Origin of the sequence: Microbacterium sp. 22242 (genome assembly GCF_052045495.1) — a bacterium.
Classification (GTDB): Bacteria; Actinomycetota; Actinomycetes; order Actinomycetales; family Microbacteriaceae; genus Microbacterium.
This window is the reverse complement of the sequence record NZ_JBQEOZ010000005.1, coordinates 1-13,450: the sequence shown is the minus strand read 5'-3', so window position 1 is coordinate 13,450 and position 13,450 is coordinate 1. Positions and strand designations below refer to the sequence as shown.

The following is a 13,450-nucleotide window of genomic DNA, read 5'->3' as shown; positions in this document are numbered from 1 at the left end:
TGGATCGGGATATCGTCAATGTTGATCGGATCAATGAAGGAGCAGCATGGAGCCACTGACGGCGGCCCAGGCGGCGGCGCGTCTCGGTGTGCGGACCGAGACGCTGTACGCCTACGTCTCGCGCGGGCTGATCGCCCGCGAGCGCGGCGCGCACGGCTCCCGATTCGATCCGCTCGAGGTGGAGAGGTTCGCCCGCACCCGACGGAGGGTGACGACGCCGTCGCACGGCGGCGCGCGTCCCGCGGGGGCCGACGGCAGCCCGCTCGCTGTGATCGACACCGACATCGCGCTGATCGAGGACGGCGAGCTGTGGATCCGCGGACTTCCGCTCGAGGAGCTGATCGCTCGGGAGGGTGAGCCGGCCCGATTCGACGACGTGGTGCGCTGGCTGTTCACCCGCACCGACGCCCCCTCGAAGGACCCGCACCCGCTGCTGCCGGGCGACGTGGACGCGGTGCGCCGCGTGCTCGCCGCACTGCCGCCGGATCCCCCGGCGTTCACCCGCCTCCTCGCGGCAGTGGCGACCCTCGCCGCCGGCGACCCCGAGCGGTACGACCTGCGCCCTGAGGCCGTCGCCAGGGTCGCCCTGCGGCTGGTCGCGGGGCTCGTCGACGCCCTGCCGCTCCTCGCGGCCGCGGGCGAGGAGCGCACGGACCACGATGCCGTCGCGCCTCTCGCGACCCGTCTGTGGCCGCGCCTGACGACGCTGCCCGCGACCGCGGACCGCGTGCGCCTGCTGGATACGGCGCTCGTCCTGCTCGTGGACCACGACATGGCGGCCTCGACGCTCGCCGCGCGGGCGGCGGCCTCGGCCAGAGCGCACCCGTACGCGGTCGTCGCGGCCGGATTCGGCGCGCTCGACTCGACGCTGCACGGGGCGGCGAGCGCGGCCGCGTACGCGATGCTGCGCGAGGTGGGGGAAGGGGCGGATCCGGCGGCGGCCGTGGCGGACGCGACGAGGCGCAGCGGCGCCGGCGTCCCGGGTTTCGGGCAGCCGCTGTACCCCGAGGGCGACCCGAGGGCGCGGCTGCTGATGCGGCTGCTCCGGGACTTGGAACCCCGCGCGCAGGACGCGCTGCGGGTGGCGGACGACGTCGTCGCGGTGGTGCGCGCGCGGACCGGGCTGCATCCGACCGTCGATCTGGCGCTGGCGACCGTGGCGCTCGCTTGGGCGATGCCGCCCGACGCCGGGGAGCTCGTCTTCGCGGTTGCACGGTCGGCGGGGTGGTGCGCGCACGCGCTCGACGAGTACGGCCGGGCGCCGCTCCGCCTGCGCCCGATCGGCCGCTACGTCGGCCCCGACCCCGCGGATGTCCAGCCCGCGGGCAGCAACCCTGGGTACGCTGGACCGATGCGGTGACGCCGACGGCGGATCCGTCCTTTCGTTCTCAGGAGGCAGACACGGTGGCGATTCTTCCCGGCATCACGGGTCCCCGCGATCTCGATCGCCTCTCTCCCGGGCAGCTCACGGACCTGGCCGCGGAGATCCGCACCTTCCTGATCGAGAACGTCGCCCGCACCGGGGGTCACCTCGGCCCGAACCTCGGCGTCGTCGAGCTCACGATCGCGCTGCACCGCGTGTTCTCCTCGCCGGACGACCCGATCATCTTCGACACCGGCCACCAGTCGTACGTGCACAAGCTGCTCACCGGGCGCCAGGACTTCTCCGGGCTGCGTTCCCGCGGGGGACTCGCGGGCTACCCGCAGCGCTCGGAGAGCGCTCACGACGTCGTCGAGTCCTCGCACGCGTCCAGCTCGCTGAGCTGGGCGGACGGCATCTCCCGTGCCTTCACGGCGACGGGCCGCGCGGACCGGCATGTCGTCGCGGTGGTCGGCGACGGCGCGCTCACCGGCGGGATGACCTGGGAGGCGCTGAACAACATCTCCGACGACAACGAGCGCAATCTCGTGATCGTCGTGAACGACAACGGCCGCTCCTACGCGCCCACGATCGGCGGCATGGCGCGGTACATGAACCGGGTGCGCACCGCGGGCGTCTACCGTGATCTGCACCGCACCTCGGATCGCTTCTTCCGCGCCTTCGGCCCGATCGGCCGAGCGCTGTACCGGGGCATCAGGGGCGGCACGCACGGGTTCCTGTCGCGCTTCTCGAACAACGAGGAGCTCTACTCCAACCTCGACATCAAGTACCTCGGCCCGGTCGACGGGCACGACATCCAGGCGCTCACCGAGACCCTGCGGCTCGCGAAGGACTTCGGCGCCCCGGTGATCGTGCACGTCATCACCGAGAAGGGCCGTGGCTATCAGCCTGCGCTCGACGACGAGGCCGACCAGTTCCACGCGGTGAACAAGATCGATCCGAAGACCGGGACGCCGCTCGCCGCCTCGGGGCGCGGGTGGACGGATGTGTTCGCCGACGCGCTCGTCGACGTCGGCGCGCGCAACCCGGACGTGATCGCGATGACCGCCGCGATGCTGCGTCCGACCGGACTCGCCCGCTTCGCCGAGCGCTTCCCGGACCGCGTCTACGACGTGGGGATCGCCGAGCAGCACGCCGTCACCGCCGCCGCGGGACTCGCCTACGGCGGCCTGCACCCCGTCGTGGCGCTGTACGCCACCTTCATGGGCCGCGCCTTCGACCAGGTGCTGATGGACGTGGGGCTGCACCGGGCGGGCGTGACGTTCGTGCTCGACCGGGCGGGCGTCACCGGGCCCGACGGTCCCAGCCATCACGGCCTGTGGGACCTGTCCATGCTGCAGATCGTGCCGGGCATCCGCATCGCCGCACCGCGCGACGCCGAACGCCTGCGCGAGGTGCTCGCGGAGGCCGTCGCCGTCGACGACGCGCCGACCGTGATCCGGTTCCCCAAGGGCGCGGTGACCCCGGAGATCCCCGCTCTCGAGCGTCTGCACGACGGCGTCGACGTGCTGTCCCGCGGCGAGAGCGAGGACGTGCTGCTGGTCGGGATCGGCCCGTTCGCGACCCTCGCACTCGAGGTCGCCGATCGGCTCAAGGCGCAGGGCATCGGTGCGACCGTGATCGACCCGCGCTGGGCGATCCCCGTGCAGTCCTCGCTCGTCGAGCTCGCCGCCCGCCACCGCCTCGTGATCACCCTCGAGGACGGGATCCGCGTGGGCGGCGTGGGCACGCGCGTGCGCCAGGTGCTCCGTGAGGGGGGCATAGACACGGCCGTGGACGAGCTGGGTCTGCCGGACGAGTACATCGATCACGCGAGCCGCGAGCAGATCCTGGAGGATGCCGGCCTGACCCCCGGAAAGATCGCCCAGGACGTGGTCGCGCAGGTGCTCGGCACGCGCGTGCCGATCGCGCGGCCGACCGGCGAGGTTCCGCTGCACACGGGCACGGTGGAGATCGTGACCGACGTCCGCGAAGAGCACGGTGCGGAGGAGCGCCGGCGCTGAATGGAGTCGGCGCGGAGCCGTTCCGCGCACAGGCTCAGCGGTGAGTGGCTCGCCCGCGGCGCGCTCGGCGTGCGGCGATCAACCATCCACCGGCGCTGGCCAGGCCGGTGAGCAGTGCGGCGACGCTGCCCACGACGAGGACGACGACGGGCGCCCCGGAGAAGAGCAGCGCAGAAAGCGCAGACCCCACCGCAGCTCCTGTGACGGCCCCCAGCAGCCCGTACGCGACGACGTAGGCGCCGGCCGCGCGAACAGGAGCCATCCACGATGCCAGCCGGCCGGCAAGCGGGAGGATCAGCAGGGTGACCACGCCGGACACGGCGCCTCCGACGAGTCCGACCAGCGCCGAATAGATGCCGGCCGCCACGAGCGCGGATCCGATCGCCTGCGCGGTGGCGGCCGCGGGGATTCCGGAGGAGGAGCCCTCGGGCGGGGACGCGGACAGCGCGTTGTGCACCGTGAGCGCCAGGAACAGCGCCTCGAGCAGGCTGATGAAGATCAGCCACGCCCACAGGGCACCGCGCCGGATGTCCGCCTTGGTGAACGACATCGGCCCGCGGACGGCGCCTGTCTCGGATCCGGCCGCGGAAATCATGGCCGCACGTCCGCGATCTGGTCGAGGAGTTCCTTGGTCACGCCGCGGACGCCGGGCACCCGCAGGAACGGCAGTGCAACGGCGAACAGCGTGAGGCCTGTGTCGAGCAGGCGGGCGGTCGTCGCCTGGCCCTGCGAGCCGTCATAGGTCCAGCGCAGGATGAGTGCGAGGTAGGCGGGGAAGATCGCTTCCGGCAGGCGCTCCGCGATGTCATCCGGAAGCCGGTGCGAGGACCCGTCGACGACCTCGCGCAGCAGCCCGATCGTCATGCCTCGCGCAGGCGACGACGCCACGGACAGCGGGTTGATGGGGGAGCCGGGGGACACCATCGCGCTGAGGAAGCCGGGCGCCACCTCGCGGTAGGGGCCGACCGTCTCCAGTCCGGTCTCGAAGAACACGCGCAGTCGGTCGACGAGCGCAGTCATGCCTTCGAGACGCGGGCGTGCCGCGACACCGTGCTCGTACTGCACCTGCTCGTACAGCTCCTGGACGAGGTGCTCCTTCGAAGGGAAGTAGTAGTACGCGTTGCCGACGGAGACGCCCGCCTCCGCGGCGATCAGGCGGATCGTGGTGTCGGGGTAGCCGCGCTCCACGAATGAGGCCATCGCCGCGGCCCGGATGCGAGCCTTCGTCGCCGCGGCCTTAGGGGTGAGCGCCCTCACGGAGTTGTCGCGCGGTGAACTGAACATGTTCAAAGGCTAGCAGGAAGCGCGAGCCGAGCGGTGATCGGCGTCGTGACCCGTACACCGTCAGCATCCGCGCCGCAATGTGTCGGCGCCCCTAGACTGACCGCATGGCAGCGTCGCCCAGGGAACTCGCCGACGACCCGAGAGCGCCCGCGAGCCGCACGGCGATCATGATCGTGAATCCTGCGGCTGGACGCGGCCGCGCCATGGCGAAAGCAGAGGCGGTCGGCCGCGCGCTCGAAGGGCGCGGTGCGGTGGTCGACATCCGGCACGGGGAGACAGCCGCGGACACGCGCCGCCTGGTCGAACAGGCCATCGCCGAGACTCCGGACGTGCTCGTGATCGCGGGCGGAGACGGCACGATCTCGGCCGTGCTCGACCTCCTCGCTGACGCACCGGTACCTCTCGCGGTCGTCCCCGGAGGCACGGGAAACGACTTCGCCGCAGCACTCGAGCTGCCGCAGGATCCCGCCCGCCTTGCCGACATGATCCTGCGCGGGCTGCCTCGCGCCGTCGATCTGGGCGTCGTTCGCAGCACGCACGGGAGCCACCTGTTCCTCACGGTGGCGGCTTGCGGCTTCGATGCGAAGGTCGCCGCGCGCACCAACAGGCTGCGCTGGCCCCGAGGCGCGATTCGCTACTACCTGGCGCTGGCCCTGGAGCTGATACGGCTCGCCCCGCAGCGGTATCGCATCACGGACGAGCAGGGTGAGCGGGAGATCCCCGGCACGCTGCTGGCGCTCTGCAACACGCGCTGCTATGGCGGCGGGATGCCGATCGCGCCGAAGGCCATCCCCGACGACGGGCGTCTCGAAGTCGTCCATGTGGAGCACATCGGGCGGATGCGTCTGCTCCGGCTCTTCCCGCATCTGCTGCACGGCACGCACATGATGCTGCCCGAGGTGAGCACCTGGGGCAGCAGGGAGATCGCCGTGAGCGCACCGGGGCTCGTGGTCTACGCCGACGGGGAGCGCCTCGCCGAAGGGGCATGTGCGGTCGCGGTGCGGCGTGGCGCGCTGACCGTGCTCGTGCCCGTGTTCCGGCGCTGACCGCCGCGTCCCGCCGCCGCGCAGGCGTCCGCAAACGACGAGACGCCGCCCCCGTCGGAAGCGGCGTCTCGTCTCGGTCCGGCTGCGCGGTCTCAGCTCGGCGACCCGTGGTGGATCAGCGGGCCTCGATCCCGCGGATCGCCGGGCTGTGGAACGTCGCGCCGAACACGCGCTCCGACGCGCCCTCGCGGTCGAGGTACGGCGACGCGCCGCCGTCGATGAACGGCCAGCCCGCGCCGAGGATGAGGCACAGGTCGATGTCCTCGACCTCCGGCACCACGCCCTCGTCGAGCATGAGCCTGATCTCGTGCGCGAGCCCGTCCTGCACCCGGCGGAGGATCTCCGCGGCCGGAGTCGGAGTGGATCCCGCGGCCTGCTTCACGAGCTTCTCCGCGGCCTTCGTGAAGCCGGTCACGCGACCGCCCTTGTCCTTCTCGACGACCTCGGGCAGCTCGGCGAGGGCGTGGAAGTTCTCGTTCGCGTAGAAGCGGTCGGGGAACGCGTGCACCATGGTGTCCTGGACGTGCGCGGCGACCTTCCAGCCCACCAGGTCGATGAGCTGGAACGGACCCATCGGCAGGCCGAGGGGAGCGAACGCCTTCTCGACGTCGGCGACCGGCGTGCCCTCGTAGACCGCGCGGGCGGCCTCGCCCATGACCTTCGCGAGCAGGCGGTTCACGACGAATCCAGGGGCGTCGGCGGTGAGCACGGCGTTCTTGCCCAGGCCCTTGGCGACCACGAAGGCGGTCGACAGCGCGGCGTCGGTGGTGGCGGGGGTCTTCACGATCTCGATCAGCGGCATGACCGCGACCGGGTTGAAGAAGTGGAAGCCCACGAGACGCTCGGGGTGCGCGAGCTTCGCCCCGATCTCCTCGACGGAGAGCGACGACGTGTTGGTCGCGAGGATCGCGTCCTCGGCGACGATCTGCTCGATCTCGCCGAACACCTGCTGCTTGACGCCGACCTCCTCGAACACCGCCTCGATCACGAAGTCGCAGTCGGCGTACAGGCTCTTGTCGGTCGTGCCGGTGACGAGGGCGCGCAGCTTGTTCGCGGTGTCGGCGTCCAGGCGGCCCTTGGCCTCGAGCTTGCCGATCTCCTCGTGGATGTACGACACGCCCTTGTCCACGCGCGCCTGGTCGAGGTCCGTGATGAGCACGGGCACCTGCAGCTTGCGCACGAACAGCAGTGCGAACTGGCTGGCCATCAGACCGGCGCCGATGATGCCGACCTTGGCGACCTTCTTCGCGAGGGCCTTGTCCGGGGCTCCCACCGGGCGCTTGGCGCGCTTCTGCACGAGGTCGAAGGCGTACATCGACGCGGCGAACTGGTCTCCGGTGACGAGATCGGCGAGAGCCTCGTCCTCGCGTGCGAACCCGTCCTCCCTGGTGCCGCTCTTCGCCTTGTCGAGCAGGTCGAGGGCGACGTACGGCGAACGCGGCACGGTGCCGATCTTGGACTCGAGCATGCCCCGGGCCATCTTGATCGCGATCGGCCACTTGGTGAGACGCTCGATCTTGCCCGGCTCGTTCTTGCGCTCGACCTTGGTGCCGCCGAGCACGGCGTCGGCCCAGCGCAGCGAGTCCTCGAGGAAGTTCGCGGCCGGGAAGATCGCGTCCATCATGCCGAGTTCGAACGCCTGCTGCGGCTTGAGCATGCGGTTCTGCTTGAGCGGGTTCGAGATGACGACCTCGAGCGCGTTCTCGATGCCGATCAGGTTCGGCAGCAGGTAGGCCCCGCCCCAGCCGGGGATGATGCCGAGGAAGACCTCGGGCAGTGCGAGAGCGGCGGCCGACGCGTCGACCGTGCGGTACGTCGAGTTCAGTGCGATCTCGACGCCCCCGCCGAGCGCGAGACCGTTCACGAACGCGAACGACGGCACGCCGAGGGTGCTGAGCGAGCCCAGCACCTTGTGCCCGAGCTGCGCGATCAGCCGTGCGTTGTCGCGGGATCCGACCTTGGAGATGTCGGACAGGTCGGCGCCGGCGGCGAGGATGTACTGCTTGCCGGTGATGCCCACCGCCTGGATCTCTCCGGCCGCCGCGCGAGTCCGCAGCCCGACGAGCGTCTCGCCGAGCTCGGTGAGCGTCGCGGGGCCGAGCGTGTTCGGGCGGGTGTGGTCGCGGCCGTTGTCGAGCGTGATGAGGGCGAGCACCTTGCCGGAGGCGAGGCGCACGTCGCGCACGGGGGAGTGCGTGACGACCTCGCCCTCGGTGAGGGCCGTGATGGGCGAGAAGTCGATGGCGTCGTAGTTCGTCATTCCTGTGCTCACTTCCGCTTCTTGCCGTCGTAGAAGGGGTTCTCCCAGATGACGGAGCCGCCCTGGCCGAGACCCACGCACATCGCCGTGAGGCCGTAGCGGACGTCGGGACGCTCGGCGAACTGCGCCGCGAGCTGGATCATCAGACGCACGCCGGACGCCGCGAGCGGGTGCCCGATCGCGATCGCGCCGCCCCACTGGTTGACCCGAGGGTCGTCGTCGGCGATGCCGAAATGGTCCAGCAGCGAGATGACCTGGATCGCGAACGCCTCGTTCAGTTCGAACAGTCCGATGTCGTCGATCGTCAGGCCCGCCTTCTTCAGCGCCTTCTCGGTGGACGGGATCGGGCCGATGCCCATGATCTCCGGCTGCACGCCCGCGAACGCGAACGACACCATGCGCATCTTCGGAGTGAGGCCGAGCTCCTTCACCGCGCCCTTGCCTGCGAGGAGCGACATGGTCGCGCCGTCGGTGAGCGGGGAGGAGGTGCCGGCCGTGACGCGGCCGTGCGGGCGGAACGGGGTCTTCAGCACCGCCAGATCCGCCATCGTGGTCTGCGGGCGACGGCCCTCATCCTCGGTGGCGAGGCCCCAGGCGCCGTCGGCGCCCTTGATCGCGACCGGCACCAGATCGGGCTGGATCTTGCCGGCGTCGTACGCGGCCTGCACCTTGTGCTGGCTCAGCATGCCGAAGCGGTCCGAGCGCTCCTTGGTGAGGTGCGGGAAGCGGTCGAAGATGCGCTCGGCGGTGACACCCATGTTCAGCGCCCCCGGGTCGACCATCTTCTCCGCGACGAAGCGCGGATTCGGGTCCGCGTTGCCGCCGATCGGGTGGTGGCCCATGTGCTCGACGCCGCCGGCGAGAGCGAGGTCGTACATGCCGATGCCGATCGAGGCGCCCATCGTGGTGACGCTCGTCATCGCACCGGCGCACATGCGCTCCACGGCCAGGCCGGGAACGGTCTGCGGCAGGCCGGCGAGGATCGCGACCGAGCGTCCGAGCGTGAGGCCCTGATCGCCCGTCTGCGAGGTCGCGGCGATCGCGACGTCATCGATCCGGTCGAGCGGGACGTTCTGATTGCGCTCCATCAGGCCGATCGTGGCCTTGACCGCGAGGTCGTCCGCACGGGTGTTCCAGTACTGGCCTTTTTCGCCGGCACGCCCGAAGGGGGTGCGCACTCCATCGACGAAGAAGACGTCCGAGTTCTCGGCCACTCTGCCTCCAATATCCGGTCCGCTTCGCGGACAGGGCCTCCAATATCCGGTCCGCTGCGCGGACAGGGCCTCCAATATCCGGTCCGCTTCGCGGACAGGGCCTCCAATATCCGGTCCGCTGCGCGGACAGGGCCTCCAATATCCGGTCCGCTTCGCGGACAGGGCCTCCAATATCCGGTCCGCTGCGCGGACAGGGTCTTCGTAGTTTCGCCCGTCGCATCTGCACGCCGGACTGACAGTTTCGCACGTCCTGAGGAACGCGGTTCCTGAACTCGTGAGACCGAGTGTCATCTCGATCCGCGCATCCAGAGGGTATGACCTCAGCCTAGGAGCGGTGGGCGATCGAGGGACGAATCGGTTGGGGTGAACCTACGAAGCGGTTTCGGACGGCTCGGAGGTCGCTTGCGTGGATTCCACAAAAGCATCGGCGATCCGCTGTGCGGTTTCCGCAATCTGCCAGGGCCGCGCCTCGCGCTCCGCGAGGGCTGCGGCGATCGAGGAAGCGTCGATCACGGCCGGCGGCTCCCACGCGACACGGCGCAGCGTCTCGGGGGTGAGCAGGTTCTCGGTGGGCATGCCGAGCTCTTCCGCGCGGGCCTCCACCACGGGCCTCGCGGCCTTGAGACGGGCATCGGCCTCCGGGTTGCGGTCGGCCCACGCGCGCGGCGGGGGCGGGGCATCGCTGGGCACGCGCTCGCGCGGCAGATCCGTGCTCTCCCGGCCGCGTTCGATCGCGGCCCACCAGCGGTCCAGCTGGCTGCGGCTCGCGCGTCCGGTGAACGCGGTCACGGCGGCGAGCGCGCCCTTGCTCTGCGGGTCGGCCAGGACCGCGGCGATCAGCGCGCGGTCGGGCACCAGGCGACCGGGGGAGATGTCCGTCTCCCTGGCGTGGTCTTCGCGCGCCTGCCACAGCTCGCGGGCCACGGCGAGATTCTTCGCGCCGCGGACCTGGTGCAGCCCGCTCAGCCTGCGCCACGGCTCCTCGCGGGGCGGCTTCGGCGGGCGGGTCCTGGTCGCCTCGAACTCCTCGGCGGCGAATCCGCTCTTTCCGGACTCGGCGAGCTCGGCGGCGATGAAGTCGCGCACGTCGATGAGGTGCAGCACGTCGAGTTCGGCGTACTCGAGCCAGGCGTTCGGCAGCGGTCGGGTCGACCAGTCCGCGGCGGAGTGCTCCTTCGCGAGCACGATGCCGAGGGCGCGTTCGACGACGGCGGCCAGTCCGACCCGCTCGTAGCCGAGCAGGCGGGCGGCGAGCTCGGTGTCGAACACGCGCGCCGGCTCCAGCCCGAGCTCGTGCAGCGAGGGCAGATCCTGGCTCGCGGCGTGGAACACCCACTCCTCGGCGCCGATCGCCTCCTGCAACGGCGCGAAGGATGAGATCGCGATGGGATCGAACAGGAAGGCGCCGGCGTTCCTGCGGAACACCTGCACCAGGTAGGCGCGCTGCGAGTAGCGGAAGCCGGAGGCCCGCTCCACGTCGACGGCGATGGGTCCTTCTCCGCCGGACAGGATCCGGCACGCGTCGATGAAGGCCTCGTCGGTGTCGATCACGACGTACTCAGTCACGGATGGTTCTCCTGGCGCCGAATACGGCGATGTCCTCTGAGCCCGGCGGCAGACCCGCGAGCATTCCGACCAGCTCCGCCCACGCCTCGGCGTGCGGGGCGAGCGGTCCCTCCGGCGACCATGAGGCGCGGAGTTCGATCTGTGCGCCGTCACCCTCCGCGGCGAGGCCACCGAACCCCTTGGACAGCGTCTTCGTGGACGTGCCCGAGGCGGAGTGGTGCTCCGCGTCGCGGGACGCGAGGGCGTCGATCAGCCACGACCACGCTACATCGGCGAGCAGCGGATCCGTGCCGATCTCGGGCTCCAGCGGCGCCTGTGCGAACGCGACGATGCGCCACGGGCCGCCCCAGGCGGCCGGAGCCGCCGGATCGTGCAGCAGGACGAAGCGCCCGGTGCCGTACATCGAGTCGCCGTGCTCATCCGGGCGCACATCCGCCGCGAACGCGAGCGCATCCGGCGCGAGTCCGGTGGGTGCGGGGATCTCGCGCACGACGATGTCGGCGCGGAAACGCAGCGCTCGCAGCTCGTCGGCGGCGTGGGCGAAGACGCCGTCGGATCCGGGATGAGCGCTCACGCGGACAGACTAGAGTCAGGAGGCGATGAAGAGTCTCAGGCACGCCGCGACGATCGGCGCGATCGCGCTGGCCGGGGCGGCGGCTCTCGGCGCCGCGATCGGCGGCGCCCTCGTGCTGCGGATCGCGCGCGAGGTCGTCACGCCGGCAGCGCGCAAGCAGGACACCGATGTGCTCGCGGTCGACACCGGGGCGCAGACGATCGAGCTGAGCCGCACGCCCGACACCGAGCTGCCCGGACGCTACGGCCTGTTCATCGAGGGCGCGCCAGGACACGTCAAGCTCGGAGCCGTCCTGCACGCCGACCAGCACAGCGTCCGCCGCAAGCTCCTGACCCAGATCGATCAGGGAGCGCAGATCGGCCGCAGAGCCGGCTTCAGCGGGTACTACTACCTCGCGCCCGACGAGCTGCAGCTGCGCTACGACTCGGTGCTGATCGGCACGCCCGCAGGTCCCTGCCCGGCGTGGCTCTTCCCGGCCGAGTCGACGACCTGGGTGATCCAGGTGCACGGGCGCGGCGCCACCCGCTCCGAATGCCTGCGTGCGGTTCCCGTGCTGCATGCCGCCGGCCTCCCCGTGCTGATCACCGCCTACCGCAACGACGGCGAGGGCCCGCGCACCCGCCCCGGCTCCTACGGACTGGGGGCGACCGAGTGGCGAGACGTGGACGCCGCGATCGGCTACGCGCTGCGGCACGGCGCCGAGCGGATCGTGCTGATGGGCTGGTCGATGGGTGGCGCGGTGGCGCTACAGACGCTGGTCTCCTCGGAGCACTCGCACACGATCGCGGGCATGATCCTGGACTCGCCGGTCGTGGACTGGCGCACCGTGCTGCGCTTCCAGGCGAAGGAGATGGGGCTGCCGGATCCCCTGCCGCAGTTGGCGATGGACGCTCTGGGCCAGCCCTGGTCGGCGCGGCTCAGCGGAGCGGACCAGGCGATCCCGTTCGACGAGCTGGACATGGTCGCCCGCGCCGCGGAGCTCGACGTGCCGATCCTACTGCTGCACAGCGACGACGACGGGTTCGTGCCGTCGGACGCCTCGCACGCCCTCGCCGGGGCCCGGCCGGACCTCGTCACGATGCCGCCGTTCGCGGGCGCGCGGCACACCAAACTGTGGAACTACGACCAGACCCGATGGACCGACGCGATCACCGAGTGGCTCCGCGGACAGGGGCTCGCGAGCTGACCGCGATCGCATGGGCAGTACTGCCCATGGGCCTCGCCGCGCCTCCGGCGTAGCGTGTGCGATGTCCGATCGGAGGAGGTCCAGCTGATGAGCGAATTGCTCGCATCCATCGTGGAGAACGCGCAGCGGCCCGCGGCGCAGGGGACGTGCAGTGGCGCGGAGGTGGCGCGGTGACGCCGCCGAATCCGTTGGTGGCGGGGCCGGTGGATACGACGAGTCCGTTGCAGGGGACGTTCTTGTTGGAGGATGGGGAGGCGCTGGTCTCGGCGATCAAGTCGGGGGACTGGGTTGCGGGCGGGTTCGCGGCGTTCAGTGCGGTGATGGACACGGTGGCGGCGGTCTCGGATCCGTTGGGGTCGTTGATCGCGGCGGGTCTGGGCTGGTTGATGGAGCATCTGCAGCCGTTGAAGGGCTGGCTGAATGATCTGACCGGGGATTCGGGTGCGGTGGCGGGGTTCGCGCAGACGTGGACGAATGTGGGGGCGCAGTTGCGGCGGTCGGCGTCGGATCTGTCGACGGTGCTGGGGGATCTGGACGCGGCGGATGGTGCGGCGGTGCGGGCGTATCTGGTGTTTCAGCGGGATGTGGTGAAGCATCTGCAGGGTGCGGCGTCGTGGGCGGATGGCATGGCGGCGGGGATGCAGATGGCGTCGACGATCGTGCAGGTGGTGCATGATCTGGTGCGGGATTCTTTGGCGCAGTTGGTGGGGTCGCTGATCTCGTATGCGGCGGAGTTGGTGTTCAGTCTGGGGTTGGCGACGCCGTTGGTGATCGAGCAGGCGTCGACGCGGGTGTCGGCGTTGGCGGCGAAGTTCTCGAAGAAGATCCCGGATCTGGTGGCGGCGATCCGCAAGCTGGGTGAGCTGGTCGAGAAGCTGAAGGCGTTGTTCAAGCGGTTCGGCGACACCGCGGACCGCCTCCTCCACGGAGGCAAGG

The 13,450-nt window shown here is 70.8% G+C and carries 11 protein-coding genes; 5 read left to right on the top strand and 6 right to left on the bottom strand.

What is annotated here, in order from left to right; translation table 11 throughout:
- Positions 1–46 precede the first annotated feature (46 nt).
- Positions 47–1,360: a citrate synthase gene (locus tag ACTJJZ_RS06670; protein ID WP_440720403.1), complete on the top strand. Its 1,314-nt coding sequence runs from the start codon at positions 47–49 to the stop codon at positions 1,358–1,360.
- A 44-nt stretch (positions 1,361–1,404) separates the two neighbouring features.
- Positions 1,405–3,384 carry a 1-deoxy-D-xylulose-5-phosphate synthase gene (dxs, locus tag ACTJJZ_RS06665; RefSeq protein WP_440720402.1) on the top strand — a complete coding sequence of 660 codons (1,980 nt, stop codon included), beginning with the start codon at positions 1,405–1,407 and terminating at the stop codon, positions 3,382–3,384.
- A 34-nt stretch (positions 3,385–3,418) separates the two neighbouring features.
- Here dxs and ACTJJZ_RS06660 read toward each other — a convergent pair whose 3' ends face one another.
- Positions 3,419–3,979 (bottom strand): hypothetical protein, encoded by a 561-nt coding sequence (locus ACTJJZ_RS06660; protein WP_440720401.1) that lies wholly within the window; start codon positions 3,977–3,979, stop codon positions 3,419–3,421.
- The gene (locus ACTJJZ_RS06655) at positions 3,976–4,668 is read right to left on the bottom strand and encodes a TetR family transcriptional regulator (RefSeq protein WP_440720400.1); all 693 of its coding nucleotides are present in this window, start codon (positions 4,666–4,668) and stop codon (positions 3,976–3,978) included. Before ACTJJZ_RS06655 ends, ACTJJZ_RS06660 begins: the two co-directional genes overlap by 4 nt.
- Before the next feature lie 104 nt (positions 4,669–4,772).
- Here ACTJJZ_RS06655 and ACTJJZ_RS06650 point away from each other — a divergent pair, with 104 nt between their 5' ends.
- The gene (locus tag ACTJJZ_RS06650; RefSeq protein WP_440720399.1) at positions 4,773–5,714 is read left to right on the top strand and encodes a diacylglycerol/lipid kinase family protein; all 942 of its coding nucleotides are present in this window, start codon (positions 4,773–4,775) and stop codon (positions 5,712–5,714) included.
- Between the two features lie 115 nt (positions 5,715–5,829).
- Here ACTJJZ_RS06650 and ACTJJZ_RS06645 read toward each other — a convergent pair whose 3' ends face one another.
- The 4 genes from ACTJJZ_RS06645 to ACTJJZ_RS06630 form a co-directional block, all read right to left on the bottom strand.
- Complete coding sequence (locus ACTJJZ_RS06645; RefSeq protein WP_440720687.1) at positions 5,830–7,974, bottom strand: 3-hydroxyacyl-CoA dehydrogenase NAD-binding domain-containing protein; 2,145 nt, start codon at positions 7,972–7,974, stop codon at positions 5,830–5,832.
- A gap of 8 nt (positions 7,975–7,982) precedes the next feature.
- Positions 7,983–9,188: a thiolase family protein gene (locus tag ACTJJZ_RS06640; protein WP_440720398.1), complete on the bottom strand. Its 1,206-nt coding sequence runs from the start codon at positions 9,186–9,188 to the stop codon at positions 7,983–7,985.
- A gap of 369 nt (positions 9,189–9,557) precedes the next feature.
- On the bottom strand, positions 9,558–10,754 hold the full coding sequence (locus ACTJJZ_RS06635; RefSeq protein ID WP_440720397.1) for a ribonuclease D: 1,197 nt from the start codon (positions 10,752–10,754) through the stop codon (positions 9,558–9,560).
- Positions 10,747–11,328, bottom strand: a complete 582-nt coding sequence (locus ACTJJZ_RS06630; protein WP_440720396.1) for a DUF3000 domain-containing protein — start codon at positions 11,326–11,328, stop codon at positions 10,747–10,749. Before ACTJJZ_RS06630 ends, ACTJJZ_RS06635 begins: the two co-directional genes overlap by 8 nt.
- Before the next feature lie 25 nt (positions 11,329–11,353).
- Between ACTJJZ_RS06630 and ACTJJZ_RS06625 the strand changes: the two genes are divergently transcribed.
- Both ACTJJZ_RS06625 and ACTJJZ_RS06620 read left to right on the top strand, forming a co-directional pair.
- The gene (locus ACTJJZ_RS06625; protein WP_440720395.1) at positions 11,354–12,514 is read left to right on the top strand and encodes an alpha/beta hydrolase family protein; all 1,161 of its coding nucleotides are present in this window, start codon (positions 11,354–11,356) and stop codon (positions 12,512–12,514) included.
- Between the two features lie 170 nt (positions 12,515–12,684).
- Positions 12,685–13,450, top strand: a 766-nt coding sequence (locus tag ACTJJZ_RS06620; RefSeq protein WP_440720394.1) for a hypothetical protein, incomplete at its 3' end; no start/stop codon positions are given.